Source organism: Methylothermus subterraneus (assembly GCF_054656915.1).
In genome coordinates this window covers 196,504-209,808 of sequence record NZ_BAAHXK010000004.1, presented here as the reverse complement: position 1 = coordinate 209,808, position 13,305 = coordinate 196,504, and the positions used below count along the sequence as shown (strand labels likewise).

The window sequence follows — 13,305 nt, the reverse complement described above, 5'->3', positions numbered from 1 at the left end:
GACCAATCCCAGGCTCTAGAACTGATTGCCCAGCTGCGTTCTCCTGAGGTCCCTGTGCGCTTGAACTACGGCCCCGTACACGCCGCCCTCCGCTTGAATCCAAGGACCTCTGAGCTCTATGGTCAGATCGGCCTGAATCAACCTCCCCCAGCCGCCAAAGGCAAAGGGTTCGTTTTCGCCGGCCAGCTTGATCGCCTGCCTTTAGATTCTTGGCTTGAGTTTTGGTCCAGGTGGCCGCTTTCCTCTTCAGGCACAGGCCGTCTCCGCCAACTCGAGCTGAACGCAGAGCACGTGCACCTGCAGGGTAAGAACCTAGGCGCCCATCGCGTGCAAGCCCAGCGGGTCGAATCCGGTTGGAAAGGCGCTTTGACTGCTCCGTACGCGGCCGGCGACTGGACCTGGGAAAGCCGAACAAAGCGGCTGAGCTTGAGGTTGGATTTCATCGACCTAGACAAACTCAGCCAATTGGCCCAGAACCCTAAACTTCCTCGCTACTCGCCCGCAACCCCCTGGCCGGCGCTGACCCTGCACGCCCAACGCTTGCGCTGGCGAAAGCACGATCTTGGCGCGCTTACGTTTAAAACGTTCCCCGAAGCCGCCCAAGTCCCATTCGAACTCACCTTGGCCGGTTCCTGGCACCGCTTGGAAGCCTCTGGCCGCTGGCGCCAAGCCGAACCTACCGCCACGCAGGTGAGCGGCCGTTTCAGCAGCCAAGACCTGGGAAAGTTTCTACAGCACATCGGCTATTCCACCGCCTTGGCGCAAACCCCGACTACCCTCGATTTCAAGCTCGACTGGCCGGGCGCGCCTCAATTCTCCGTAGCCAAGCTGAACGGCTTCGCCCATCTGGAGACGGGCCCGGGGCGGTGGCTGGATGCGGATCCCAAAGCCGCCCGCTTGTTGGGTTTGTTGTATTTGGGCACGCTCGAGCGCCGCCTGCGGCTGGATTTCAGCGACCTGTTTCAAGCGGGTCTAGCCTATGAGCGCATCGGCGGCCGCATCCGTATCAAAGACGGACTTGCGCTCACCGACGATTTGAGCATCGCCGCGATCTCAGCTCGCATCCACATTGCCGGCACCGTAGACCTGGTCAACCATCAGGTGGACGAATACGTCACGGTCTCCCCCAACACGCCTGCCACCTTGGGCTTGTTCCGCGAATACTCAAGCAACGGTTTAGGCAAAATGGCCAATTTCACCCAACGCCTGATCAACGCGCCTCTAGACAGCGTTACCCAAAGCCAATACGCTATTTATGGGACTTTGGACAATCCGACCATTGTCCTTCTGCGCCGCAGCCTACCAGGAGCTATGCTCCATGGAATCTGGTCAAAGTTGCAGGGATTGACTGGAAACCCAAATGAATAAGCCTATCGTCGCCGCCGTCCAAATGACCTCCGGTCCCGATCTTGTCGCCAACCTGGAGGCGGCCAAAGTCGAGATCGCCAAAGCCGCGGCTCAAGGCGCCGAGCTCGTCTTGCTGCCGGAGAATTTTGCCTTCATGGGTCGGAGCGAGCGCGACAAGCTCGCGATCATGGAGCCGGAGGGTCAGGGACGCATCCAGGATTTTCTCGCCGCTACCGCCGCCAGCCTTAAGCTCTGGTTGGTCGGAGGAAGCGTTCCCTTACGCGCAGGCCCAACTAAAGCCTATGCGGCCTGCCTGATTTACGGCCCAGACGGGAAGCTTAAAGGGCGCTACGACAAAATCCACCTGTTCGACGTCGATCTTCCCGGCACCACCGAGAGCTATCGCGAATCCGACACCATCGTTCCCGGGGAAAAACCTTTGGTGCTCGATACCCCGCTCGGCAAGCTGGGAGTAGCTATTTGCTACGATATTCGCTTCCCGGAGCTCACCCGCCGGCTGAGCGCGCAGGGGCTTGAAATCCTGCTGGTGCCGGCGGCTTTCACCGCGCACACCGGTGCCGCGCACTGGGAGGTGCTGCTACGCGCCCGGGCGATCGAAAACCAGTGTTACGTGGTCGCTGCCGATCAAGGCGGCGTCCACGCCAATGGTCGCCAAACCTACGGCCACAGCATGATCATCGATCCCTGGGGCAGGGTGCTAGCTGAGCTCGGGGAAACCCCGGGGGTGTGCGCAGCCCGCTTCGATAGGCGGGTTTTGGACGAGGTCCGCCGGGCTTTTCCCGCGCTCACCCACCGCAAGCCTTACCTATTCCAACGTGAACCGCCGCCATGACCGAGGAAGCACTTCGCCTTGCGCAACGCACGCTGCTGGAACCGGCCGGACTGGATCCGGCCAAGTTGCATCGGATCTTAGACCAAATCCTCACGGTGCCGGTCGACCTGGCCGACATTTACCTGCAGTTTTCGCGCTTTGAATCCTGGGTGCTTGAGGACGGCATCGTCAAGGAAGGAACCCACAGCCTGGAACAAGGCTTTGGCGTGCGCGCGGTGTGCGGCGACAAGACCGGCTTTGCCTACAGCGACGTGATCGCCTTCGACACCTTGCTGGAAGCGGCCACCCACGTGCGCGCCATCGCCCGTCACGCTGCCTCCGCCCGCGTGGCGGTCGCTTCCCAAGCAAGCCCAAGGTCGCTCTACCTGAGCGTCGATCCGCTGCCGAGCTTGACCACCGAAGCCAAAATCGATTTGCTGCGGCGTCTGGACAGGCTCGCCCGCCAGAGCGATCCCAGGATAGAGCAGGCGATCGTTAGCCTGTCCGGCAGTTTCGAGATCGTCCTGATCGCAACCCAGGACGGCGCCCTGCACGCCGACGTGCGCCCCTTGGTCCGACTCAACGTGAGCGTGATCCTCGCCCACCACGGGCGCCGCGAACAAGGCAGCGCCGGAGGTGGGGGGCGCACCGATTATCGCTACTTTTTGGAACCCGGGCGGGCCGAAAGCTACGTGGAAGAAGCCGTGCGCCAAGCCCAAGTCAACCTGGAGGCGGTCGAAGCCCCGGCCGGCACCATGACTGTGGTTTTAGGGTCGGGCTGGCCCGGCGTGCTCTTGCACGAGGCGGTCGGCCACGGCTTAGAGGGCGACTTTAACCGCAAGGGAACCTCAGCTTTTAGCGGTCGGATCGGGGAAAAAGTCGCCTCGGCCCTGTGCACGGTGGTGGACGACGGCACCTTGCCCGGAAGGCGTGGTTCCCTCAACATCGACGACGAAGGCACCCCGACGCAGCACACCGTGTTGATCGAAAACGGCGTCCTCAAAGGCTATCTGCAGGACAAGATGAACGCCCACTTGATGGGCACAGTATCTACCGGGAACGGCCGCCGGGAATCCTACGCTTATCCCCCTCTGCCTAGGATGACCAATACCTATCTGCTTCCTGGAAAATACAGCCCGGAAGAAATCATCGCTTCGGTGGACAAAGGGTTGTACGCGAAAAACTTCGGCGGCGGCCAAGTGGACATCACTTCGGGCAAGTTCGTGTTTTCTGCTTCCGAGGCTTACTGGATCGAACACGGCCGGATCACCCGCCCGGTCAAAGGCGCGATGCTGATCGGCAACGGCCCAGAAGTGCTGACCCGGGTCAGCATGGTAGGCAACGATTTGCATTTAGATCCTGGCGTGGGCACCTGCGGCAAAGACGGCCAGAGCGTACCGGTAGGCGTCGGTCAGCCGACCCTACGCGTGGACGGGCTGACCGTCGGCGGAACCCGCACCTAACTTGGCAGGAGGACAGCCTTGGAACCGCTCGAATCGCAACTTAAACTCTTGCAGGACAAAGTCGCCTTGGTCCTGGAACAAGCCAGAAAACTGGGCGCCAGCGCCGCCGAGGCCGGCGCCCACCTCGATGCCGGCCTGGCGGTCAGCGCCAGGCTGGGAGAGGCAGAAAGCATAGAGCACCACCGCGACCAGGGCCTGACCGTGACTGTGTATTTTGGGCAACGCAAGGGTTCGGCGAGCACCACCGAGCTGGGCGATGCCGCGCTTAAAGAGACGGTGGAAGCCGCGTGCGCCATCGCCCGCTTTGCCCACGAAGACCCTTACGCCGGTTTGCCCGATCCGGCTAGATTGGCCGTTCAGATTCCGGACTTGGACCTGTACCATCCCTGGGCCATCGGCCCCGACCAGGCGCTTGAGCTAGCGCTCGAATGCGAGGCCGCCGCGCTCGGTGCGCATCCGGAAATCGTCAATTCCGAAGGGGCAAGCCTTACCAGCCACAATAGCATCCGCGTGTTGGGCAACAGCGAAGGTTTCTTGCACGGTTACCCGGCTTCACGCCACAGCTTAAGCTGCGCCGTGGTAGGCAAACGCGGCGGACAAATGCAACGCGACTATTGGTACACGATAGCCCGTAGCCCGCAAGACCTTGAATCTCCGGCGAGCGTCGGCCGCAAAACCGCCGAGCGTACGGTAGCCAGATTAGGAGCACGCTCTTTAAGTCCACGCCAATGCCCGGTGATCTACGCCGCAGAGGCGGCCACCAGCCTGATCGGCCATTTCTTGGCCGCCATTCGGGGAAGCAATCTATACCGCAGGTCTTCCTTTCTGCTAGACAGCTTAGGAAAATCGGTCTTCCCAAAATTCGTCCGCATTCACGAAGAGCCCCACCTAAAACGGGGGATAGGCAGCGCCCCTTACGACAGCGAGGGGGTAGCCACCTATCCCCACGATTTGGTTCGCGACGGAATCGTCCGATCTTATATCTTGAGCAGTTATTCGGCCCGCAAGCTTGGACTTGAAACCACCGGCAACGCCGGCGGCGTGCACAACGTCATCGTCGATCCAGGGACGCTGCAACGCGACTCCTTACTCCGGGAAATGGGATCTGGCCTATTGGTTACCGAACTGATGGGGCACGGGGTGAATTTAGTCACCGGAGATTATTCGCGAGGAGCGGCCGGATTTTGGGTAGAGAACGGGGAAATTCAATTCCCCGTCGAGGAAATTACGATTGCCTCGAATCTCAAACAAATGTTCCGCGACCTCGTGGCGATCGGTCTGGATGTCGACCGGCGCGGCAACATCCAGACCGGTTCCATCTGGCTGGCGAATATGACTGTAGCCGGTAATTCCTCTTAAAGCACGAGCAAGAATAAAGTGCCTAAATACGTCTCCACCGCATAGGCACACGCCACTCCTAGCCCAAAGGAAGCAGGTCTAGCCAAAACCTGATGGAAAATCCTGCCAAGCACGGCCAGCCCCCAGACGACAAACAGCATCAGGCCGTAAAAAGCCGCCAGCAAGGCCGGACCTTCCGCCACTCGCAACCAGATCACCCAAGGAATAGCAAACATCCCTACCAAGCTCTCAGCCCCCATAATCAAAGTCGCGGTGGGAAAAAACCAATTGCGGCGCCTAGCTAAAGCCAGCACGATGAATACGAAAACCTGAGTCAAGATCAACTCGCAGATTGCCGCGACAAAAGCCTCGGCCGGCTCTCCCATAAGCAGCGTCTGGATGGCCCAAAACGCGCCGAGATAAACTAAGGCCGTTTTTTCGTAATCCTCGCGAGAGACCGACCAATTTTGGGGAAGTTTCTGAAAAAAACTCTGGGAGATAAATAACTTGATCAAATGCATAACGCGCTCCTTGGAAGTTTCCTTAACTTCCCATACAGCGGCATGCAGTCGAAAAATTTGATCTGGAAAATTTAGATTTGTGATCCGGATCGCACCTTCCCTTGGATTCAACTTACCCCAAGAAGGAAGGTTTCCAGAGAAAGCGTCCTTAAAGGGAGGAGTTTAAAGAGGCGCTGACGGGCGATAGCAGCACCTATCGCCCGCCTTGAGGCGAGAGACTTATTCCTTAGGCTCTGCCGTGACCCACTTATAGAAAAAGTAGCCCGCAACGACGACCAGGATAGTGACCACGATACCGCCCGGCGTCCGCATCTTTTCGACTAGATCGAGTATAGCTCCCATTAGTGAACCTCTTTCGCTAATAAATTAGTGGTCTGTCATGCTTGATGCCAGCCAGACCAGTATACGAATATCCTTCTGCGTGTCAAGAAAACTGCGGCTTTACAAAGCCTGCACGTAGTTTTTTCTGGTCGAACTCAATAAAATCTTTAGTTTTTCTGGAACGAAACGTTTCCATGCCTATTACGAAAACGCGTTTTGCACCCAGTCCTACCGGCTGGATTCACCTAGGCAACGCCAGAACCGCCGTTTTCAACCGGCTATACGGCAAAGTATTCCTGCTGCGCATCGAGGATACCGATGCAGAACGCAGCCGAACTGAATTTGTCGCAGCGATCCTAGAAGACTTACACTGGCTCGGTTTGGCATGGGAAGAAGGTCCGCGTTCTGCCGAGCCGAACGAATATTTCCAGTCGCAGCGCACCGCCATTTATGAAGACTATTACGCCCGCTTAGAACAAGACGATCTCGCCTATCCTTGCTTCTGCACCCCTGAAGAGTTGGCTCGGTCCCGCAGAATCCAACTGAGCCAGGGTCTGCCGCCCAAATATTCCGGCAAATGCGCGCATCTATCCCGCGAGGAAATCGCACAGCGCCTGGCGCAGGGGCTTAAACCGACGCTGCGGTTTCGGGTGCCGCCTGGACAGACGGTGACATTTAAAGACCTAATCCGCGGCGAACAGCGCTTTGCGACCGACGCCATCGGCGACTTTATCATCCGCCGCGCCGACCGCACTCCCGCTTTTTTCTTCTGCAACGCCATCGACGATGCCCTGATGGGCGTCACCCACGTCTTGCGCGGCGAGGACCATCTGCCCAACACTCCCCGCCAGCTCCTCATTCTACAAGCGCTTGGCCTTCCGCAGCCGCGCTATGGGCATATCTCGTTGATCTTGGGAGAAGACGGCGCCCCCCTCTCTAAACGCAACGGCAGCATGAGCCTGCGGGAACTGCGGGAACGAGGGTATCTGCCCGCCGCCATAGTCAATTTTCTAGCCCGCCTAGGTCACGTTTACCCAGAAGACAGACTGCTGTCCTTGCAGGAATTGGCTTTAGGCTTTCGGTTAGAAAAACTGAGCCGAGCGCCTGCGCGCTTTGACCCCAAGCAGCTCGATTTCTGGCAGGCCCGCGCCGTGCGCGCCGCCGACGACGCCACTTTGGAGGCGTGGCTTGGCGAAGCCGCCTTAAGGCAGGTCCCACCAGCCTGCCGCAGCCAATTCCTGGCGTTAGTGCGCAGCAACTGGATTTTCCCCGAGCAGGCCCAAGCCTGGGCAGACATCCTATTCGCGCCGGACTATCCGGTCACCGAAACAGCGCGCCTTATCCTAGCCCATACCGATCCTGGGTTTTTCCGCGCTGCCCTGGAGTCTGCCCGCTCCCATCCGCAAAACTACCAGGAATTCTTGGCCGCGCTCCAAGCCAAATGCAAGGTCCACGGCAAACAGCTGTTTCAGCCGCTTCGGGCGGCCTTGACGGGGCGTTTGGATGGCCCCGAGCTCGAGCCGATCTACACGCTTCTTGGTCCCCAACGCCTCTTTGACCGACTCGCCCGCTTTAACCCATGCTGACGATCTTCAATAGCCTAACGCGCAGGAAAGAAATCTTTCGCCCCATCCTCCCGGGTAAGGTGCGCATGTACGTGTGCGGGGTGACGGTCTACGACTATTGCCACCTGGGCCATGGCCGGGTCATGGTGGTGTTCGACAGCATCGCCCGCTACCTGCGCTGGTTGGGGTTTGAGCTCACCTACGTGCGCAACATCACCGACATCGACGACAAAATCATCCGCCGCGCCGAAGAGCTTAAGATCCCGATCGCCGCGCTCACCGAGAAGTTCATCCAGGCGATGCACGAGGACGAGCGCGCTTTGGGGTGCTTGCCGCCCGATCTGGAACCTCGAGCAACCCAGTCCATCCCGCAGATCATCGCGATGATCCAAACCTTGCTGGACAAGGGCTATGCCTACCTCGGAGACAACGGCGACGTTTACTTTGCGGTAGGAAAATTTGCCGGTTATGGCAAACTCTCGGGGAAAAACCTCGAGGAGCTGCGCGCCGGCGCTCGGGTGGAAGTCGCTGAAGCCAAACGCGACCCGCTCGACTTTGTCCTCTGGAAACGCGCCAAACCCAACGAGCCGGCTTGGGATTCGCCCTGGGGACTGGGGCGTCCTGGGTGGCATATCGAGTGCTCGGCGATGTCCACGAGCTGCCTTGGGGCGCACTTTGACATCCACGGCGGAGGAGCCGATCTCCAATTCCCCCACCACGAGAACGAGATCGCCCAATCCGAAGGGGCGACCGGGGAGCCGTTCGCCAACTACTGGATCCACGTCGGCTTCGTCCGCATCGACCAAGAAAAGATGTCCAAATCGCTGGGCAACGTGTTCACCCTCCGCGAGCTGCTCGAGCGCTATCCCGGCGAGGCGATCCGATTCTTCCTCCTGACCAGCCATTACCGCAGCCCTCTGGATTATTCGGAGGACTCCCTCGTTTCCGCCAAGGCCGGCTTAGAAAGACTTTATACCGCGTTGCGCGGCCTGCCCGAGAACGCTGTCCAAATGGATGAGCAAAACTTCTCGGTGCGTTTTAAGCAGGCGATGGACGACGACTTCAACACGCCCGAGGCGCTCGCGGTGCTGTTCGACTTGGCCAAAGAAATCAACCGGCTCAAATCCCAAGACTTAAAGCGAGCGGCCCGGCTTGGCGCTACCCTCAAGTCCCTAGGCGGCGTGGTGGGTCTTTTGCAACAAGATCCGGAAGCTTTTCTTAGAGGCAAAACCCCGCTTCCCGCCGAGGCCATCGAGCGCCTGATCGAGGCGCGCAATCAAGCCAGAAAAGCCAGAGACTGGGCCACCGCCGACCGCATCCGAGAGCAGCTTAAGGCGCACGGCATCGTGCTCGAAGACACCCCGCAAGGGACGCTCTGGCGGCGCGCTTAAAGCCAAAACCTACCGGTCCAATCCTGCGAGACTAATCCGTCTTTGCCAATGCCCGGGCGAGCGCGTAGATTTCCAAAGCATCCAACACCTGATCGTGGCGCTCGAACAGCTTGGCGATGCAGGCACGGTGGAGGGCGAGCTTAAAGCCGCCAAAACCGAGCGCCCCAAAGCAAACTTTGCCGTGGCGCACCTTGCCCCGATCGGATGGCTCGATTCCGGCGATCCCCCAAGGAGGGGTGGCGTTGGCGTCGAGCAGCACCTCCAACGTGGGAAGCGCCTGCCAGTGACGTTCCTCCAGCAGCCGGACCCCGGCCGCGCCAGCGGCAAAGACGATGTGCGCCTTAGCGATCGCCTGCCCCCGCGCCTCGCCGTCCACGGCCTCCTGCGGCACGACCTCCACCCCAAAGCGCTCCCGGATCGCCGCGCACGCCTGCCTAGCGCGCGCCAGACTGCGGGAAGTCAGCGTCACTTTAGCGCCCTCATAGGCCAGCAAAGCGGCGAGCCGCTGCCCGACCGGGCCGGTGCCGGCCAACACCACCGCCCGCTTGCCGCCGATTTCCCCGGCGATCTGGGCAACGCCCGCCGCGGCGGTGGTATTGCTGCCGTTGCTGTCGAGCATCACCGACACCCGAAAATCGCCAAAGAATTTATTTTTGACCGCTTCTAAAAGCGCCTGGCCTGCCGCAAGGTCCCGGCCGCCGATGAAGATCGCGGTGTTTTGCTTGGCCTTCGGAGAACGGGTAAAGATCGCCCCGTCCACCAACGGCCCGACGTTTGCGGGCGTTAGGTTCGCGTAGCCGAGCACGCAGTCGGCGCCGCCGTCGTAAGCGACGATCGCATCGAACGAAGAGGGGTAAGGGTCGGTATCAAACTGCAACAAGATCTTTTTCACTCAAACGCTCGTGCGTCTTTGTACCAAGATATAGATATAATGACTCCACGTTTCTGCCCCAGTCGAGGCTCAAATGCTCAAGGACCAATCCATCCAAACGTTCCTGGACCGACTGGCTGGGCCTTCTGCCACCCCGGGCGGGGGCAGCGCCGCCGCGCTCATGGGGGCGATGGGGGCGGCGTTGGTGAGCATGGTCGCCAATCTTACTCTCGGCAAACCCAAATACCAAGCCCTGGAAGGGGAAATGCAGGCGCTTTTGCAGCGAGCGGAAACCCTGCGCGAGCGTCTGGCGGGCGCGGCCGAAGCCGACATCGCTGCTTTTGACGAGGTCATGGCCGCTTATCGCCTGCCCAAGGCGACAGAGACAGACAGAGCGCACCGTCAGCGCGCCGTTCAGGCCGCGCTCAAGGCGGCCGCCGAAGTGCCTTTGACCTGCGCCCACCTGTGCGCCGAAGTCCTCGAGCTGTGCCGTCAGGCGGCCGAACGCGGCAACCCCAACGCCATCATCGACGCCGGGGTTGGCGCGCTGGCGGCGCACGCGGCCCTTAAAGCGTGTGCGCTGAACGTCGCCGCCAACCTGAACGCGATTGAGGATTCGGATTTTACCCAGGCCTGCCGGGCGGAATTGGACCTTGTCCTGGACGCCCATCACGCCACAGCCGAGGCGATCCTGGCAACGATCCACAGGAGGCTTTGGCGATGATTTTGCGCTTGGTCGCTTTGCTCATCGCTGGCTGGCTCGCCACCGCCTCGGCGACTTCGGTGCGCGAGGTCAGCCTGCAGGAGATGCTCGAGCGCGCCGAACTTGTCTTCGAAGGCGAGGTCGTTCGGGTAAGGGGGGGAGAGACGCTGGATCAGCGGCCGTTCACCCGCATCGAGTTTCGGGTGCTGGACGTGATCAAGGGTCGTTACGAGCGCCCCACCCTGACTCTCGATTTCCTCGGTGGGGAAAGCGGCGCAAAGCGCCTGGCAATAGAAGCGATGGACTATCCGGCGCTGGGAGAACGCGGGATTTATTTCGTCGAATCCCTAACCACCCGCCTGGTCCACCCTCTTTACGGCTGGTCCCAGGGCCATTTCGTCGCTTATCCAGACGAATCGGGCCGCCTGCGCGTCCGCGCCGCCAACGGCCAGCCCGTCACGCAGGTGGAATTTGCGCCCGCCGCTGGCTCTCCCCGGCTGAGCCGAGGGGTAGCCAAAGGGGTCCTCACCCGGCGCGACGCCCAAATCTCTGAGGCGCTGTCGCTGGAGGAGTTCAAAAAACAGTTGCGCCAGCACCTGCCAAGATGAGGTGGCTCGGTTTGGTTTTGGGTCTTGGCTTAAGTTGGAGCGCGTGCGCCTACGTCCTAAGCGGTAACCGCTGGCCGCAAGCCCAAACGCGCTTTGTCTATGACCTCGTGAACACGCGCGGGGAACGCGCCGCGCCGAGCGGGGTGCCTTGGAACCGCGCCTTCGAGGAAGCGCTGGCGCGCTGGAACGCGCGCACCGCCTTCACCTTCCGCGGGCAGATCGACCCTGCCGACCCTTGCCGCGACGACGGCATCAACAGCGCCGCTTTCCGGCGCGACGATTGCGGCTTTGCCTTCGGTTCCACGACTCTGGCGATCACCTACAGCGTCTTTTCCCGCGGCGCTTTGCTCGAGACCGACATCGTGTTCAACGACAACGAGCCCTGGGACGTCTACGACGGCCCCTTGCGCGCGCGGGCCACCGATTTCACCCGGGTCGCCACCCACGAACTGGGCCACGCCTTGGGGCTGGGCCATGAGGATCGGGTTCCTGCGATCATGTCCAGCCTGGTGGACGACCTGACGCTGCCGCAGAAGGATGACCTCGAGGGCGTCGCCGCTCTTTACGGCCAGGCGCCTTTGCCGCCCGCCTGCCAGCCCCGCCCCTTGCCGCTCAATGTTTGGCTGGAGGAGCGCCTCGAGGCGGCCGACTGCCGGCGCCTGGACATCGCGGAAGACGCATTCGCCAGCGACGACAGCGCGGTGGACCTGTACACCCTGGATTTGCCGGTGGCCGGCTTGGTCGTCGTGCGCATGGATTCGCAAGCGCTCGACCCTTACTTGGAAATCCGCCAAGGCGGCCAGGTCCTGGCCACCGACGACGATTCCGGCGCCTCGACCTCGGCGCTGATCGTCAAACACTTTCCCCCCGGCCGCTATCAGGTGGTCGCCAACAGCGCGTTGCGGACGCTGCAGGAAGGCCCCTACCGCCTTCAGGTCGAGATCGGTTTGGATCCCCCCGCACCGGCCCGCCTAGAATCCGACTGGTCGGTGACCCTCGCCGCGGTGGACGTAAACGGCCAGGCCTACCAGGCCAAGCTGGCCTTCTACCCCAACCCGGACGATCCGCACGGGCTGTACTGGCGCCTGGAGAGCTACGCTCTACGACCTGGGGGACCTGTGCCCGGGGCCATCCTGCTGCCGGACTCGACCGACCTGGTCTTCAACCCGGTCGAGGCCTTGGGCCGCCGCTTCGACGTGGTCTTAAAGCGCCATTTCGCACCGCAAGACCCAACCGGCTGGTACTGGAAACTCGATCAGGTCTTCGAGCGCCACTAAGGGTAACCATCCGGATTTTGGCTCTGCCAGCGCCAGGCGTCGCGCACCATGGCTTCGATCCCGAACTCGGCGCGCCAGCCCAATTCTTTGGCGGCGAGCGTCGGGTCGGCGTAGACTTCGGCCACGTCCCCAGGCCGGCGCGCGACGATGCGGTACGGCACCGGGCGGCCGGTGACCTGCGCGAACGCGCGCACCACCTCCAGGACGCTGTAGCCTCTGCCGGTTCCAAGGTTATAGGTGAAAACCCCTCCCGGCGGGCCGCAAAGTTGCTTTTCCACCGCCTTGACGTGGGCTTTGGCCAAGTCCACCACGTGGATGTAATCGCGCACCCCGGTGCCGTCGCGGGTCGGCCAGTCGCCGCCGAACACTTTGAGCTCCGGCAGTTTCCCGACCGCCACCTGGGTAATATAAGGCATGAGGTTGTTCGGAACGCCTTTGGGATCCTCGCCGATCAGGCCGCTCGGGTGGGCCCCGATGGGGTTGAAATAGCGCAGCAAGGTCACCGTCCAGGGAGGAGAAGCGCCGGTCAAGCGATCGGCCGCTACCAGATCGCGCAAGATTTCCTCGATGAACAGCTTGGTGCGGCCGTAAGGGTTGCTGGGTTGCAAGGGAAAATCCTCGCGGATGGGGCAGCTTTTAGGATCGCCGTAAACCGTGGCCGAAGAGCTAAACACCAGGCGTTTGACCCCCGCGGCCGCCATCGCTTCGCACAGGCTAATCGTGCCGGCAACGTTGTTGCGGTAATAGGCCAGAGGCTGCGCGCACGCCTCCCCCACCGCCTTGAGCCCGGCAAAGTGGACGACCGCGGCGATCTCGGTGCGGGCGAAAATCCGGCCGAGCGTTTCCGCCTCGCGGAGGTCGGCTTTGACGAACTCGATCCTTTTGCCGGCGATCTGTTCCACCCGTCGGATCGCTTCGAACTTGCTGTTCACGAGGTTGTCCACCACCGTCACCGCAAAACCGGCCGCCAGCAGCTCAACGCAGGTGTGGCTGCCGATGTAGCCGGCCCCGCCGGTGACCAAAATCCGCGCGCTCATGAGTTTCTCCTTTTTCAGCTTGTAGATGCCT

12 protein-coding genes are annotated in these 13,305 nt (G+C 61.2%); 9 read left to right on the top strand and 3 right to left on the bottom strand.

Going from position 1 to position 13,305, the window contains the following annotated elements; all coding sequences use genetic code 11:
* The 4 genes from ACYQ3M_RS05560 to pmbA form a co-directional block, all read left to right on the top strand.
* Positions 1-1,368: YhdP family protein (locus tag ACYQ3M_RS05560; protein ID WP_460035070.1), on the top strand; the 1,368-nt coding region annotated here is incomplete at its 5' end.
* Positions 1,361-2,200: a carbon-nitrogen hydrolase family protein gene (locus tag ACYQ3M_RS05555; protein WP_460035069.1), complete on the top strand. Its 840-nt coding sequence runs from the start codon at positions 1,361-1,363 to the stop codon at positions 2,198-2,200. The genes ACYQ3M_RS05560 and ACYQ3M_RS05555, both read left to right, overlap by 8 nt.
* A complete protein-coding gene (gene tldD, locus ACYQ3M_RS05550) occupies positions 2,197-3,642 on the top strand; it encodes a metalloprotease TldD (protein WP_460035068.1) in 1,446 nt (481 codons plus the stop codon). Before ACYQ3M_RS05555 ends, tldD begins: the two co-directional genes overlap by 4 nt.
* Before the next feature lie 18 nt (positions 3,643-3,660).
* The gene (gene pmbA, locus ACYQ3M_RS05545; protein WP_460035067.1) at positions 3,661-5,001 is read left to right on the top strand and encodes a metalloprotease PmbA; all 1,341 of its coding nucleotides are present in this window, start codon (positions 3,661-3,663) and stop codon (positions 4,999-5,001) included.
* Here pmbA and ACYQ3M_RS05540 read toward each other — a convergent pair.
* Positions 4,998-5,501 carry a hypothetical protein gene (locus ACYQ3M_RS05540; protein ID WP_460035066.1) on the bottom strand — a complete coding sequence of 168 codons (504 nt, stop codon included), beginning with the start codon at positions 5,499-5,501 and terminating at the stop codon, positions 4,998-5,000. The two genes, pmbA and ACYQ3M_RS05540, sit on opposite strands and share 4 nt — an antisense overlap.
* Before the next feature lie 515 nt (positions 5,502-6,016).
* On the opposite strand from ACYQ3M_RS05540, the gene gltX reads away from it, so the two are divergent.
* Entirely contained in the window at positions 6,017-7,408 is a 1,392-nt protein-coding gene (gltX, locus tag ACYQ3M_RS05535) for a glutamate--tRNA ligase (protein ID WP_460035065.1), read from the top strand.
* A complete protein-coding gene (gene cysS, locus ACYQ3M_RS05530) occupies positions 7,402-8,778 on the top strand; it encodes a cysteine--tRNA ligase (protein ID WP_460035064.1) in 1,377 nt (458 codons plus the stop codon). Before gltX ends, cysS begins: the two co-directional genes overlap by 7 nt.
* Positions 8,779-8,809: 31 nt before the next feature.
* Here cysS and ACYQ3M_RS05525 read toward each other — a convergent pair whose 3' ends face one another.
* Positions 8,810-9,670: an NADP-dependent methylenetetrahydromethanopterin/methylenetetrahydrofolate dehydrogenase gene (locus ACYQ3M_RS05525; RefSeq protein WP_460035063.1), complete on the bottom strand. Its 861-nt coding sequence runs from the start codon at positions 9,668-9,670 to the stop codon at positions 8,810-8,812.
* A 73-nt stretch (positions 9,671-9,743) separates the two neighbouring features.
* Between ACYQ3M_RS05525 and fchA the strand changes: the two genes are divergently transcribed.
* The 3 genes from fchA to ACYQ3M_RS05510 are packed head-to-tail and all read left to right on the top strand — an operon-like array spanning position 9,744 to position 12,237.
* Positions 9,744-10,373 (top strand): methenyltetrahydrofolate cyclohydrolase, encoded by a 630-nt coding sequence (fchA, locus tag ACYQ3M_RS05520; RefSeq protein ID WP_460035062.1) that lies wholly within the window; start codon positions 9,744-9,746, stop codon positions 10,371-10,373.
* Entirely contained in the window at positions 10,370-10,960 is a 591-nt protein-coding gene (locus ACYQ3M_RS05515; RefSeq protein WP_460035061.1) for a hypothetical protein, read from the top strand. Before fchA ends, ACYQ3M_RS05515 begins: the two co-directional genes overlap by 4 nt.
* Entirely contained in the window at positions 10,957-12,237 is a 1,281-nt protein-coding gene (locus tag ACYQ3M_RS05510) for a matrixin family metalloprotease (protein ID WP_460035060.1), read from the top strand. The genes ACYQ3M_RS05515 and ACYQ3M_RS05510 overlap by 4 nt, the downstream gene beginning before the upstream one ends.
* On the opposite strand, the gene galE is transcribed toward ACYQ3M_RS05510, so the two are convergent.
* Positions 12,234-13,274: a UDP-glucose 4-epimerase GalE gene (gene galE, locus ACYQ3M_RS05505; protein WP_460035059.1), complete on the bottom strand. Its 1,041-nt coding sequence runs from the start codon at positions 13,272-13,274 to the stop codon at positions 12,234-12,236. The genes ACYQ3M_RS05510 and galE overlap by 4 nt on opposite strands.
* Between the last annotated feature and the right edge of the window lie 31 nt (positions 13,275-13,305).

Excerpts from the sequence above, each read along its gene's own strand:
- galE (WP_460035059.1), bottom strand. The coding sequence starts at position 13,274 with ATGAGCGCGCGGATTTTGGTCACCGGCGGGGCCGGCTACATCGGCAGC.
- ACYQ3M_RS05540 (WP_460035066.1), bottom strand. The coding sequence starts at position 5,501 with ATGCATTTGATCAAGTTATTTATCTCCCAGAGTTTTTTTCAGAAACTT.
- tldD (WP_460035068.1), top strand. The coding sequence starts at position 2,197 with ATGACCGAGGAAGCACTTCGCCTTGCGCAACGCACGCTGCTGGAACCG.
- ACYQ3M_RS05510 (WP_460035060.1), top strand. The coding sequence starts at position 10,957 with ATGAGGTGGCTCGGTTTGGTTTTGGGTCTTGGCTTAAGTTGGAGCGCG.
- fchA (WP_460035062.1), top strand. The coding sequence starts at position 9,744 with ATGCTCAAGGACCAATCCATCCAAACGTTCCTGGACCGACTGGCTGGG.
- gltX (WP_460035065.1), top strand. The coding sequence starts at position 6,017 with ATGCCTATTACGAAAACGCGTTTTGCACCCAGTCCTACCGGCTGGATT.
- cysS (WP_460035064.1), top strand. The coding sequence starts at position 7,402 with ATGCTGACGATCTTCAATAGCCTAACGCGCAGGAAAGAAATCTTTCGC.
- ACYQ3M_RS05555 (WP_460035069.1), top strand. The coding sequence starts at position 1,361 with ATGAATAAGCCTATCGTCGCCGCCGTCCAAATGACCTCCGGTCCCGAT.
- ACYQ3M_RS05515 (WP_460035061.1), top strand. The coding sequence starts at position 10,370 with ATGATTTTGCGCTTGGTCGCTTTGCTCATCGCTGGCTGGCTCGCCACC.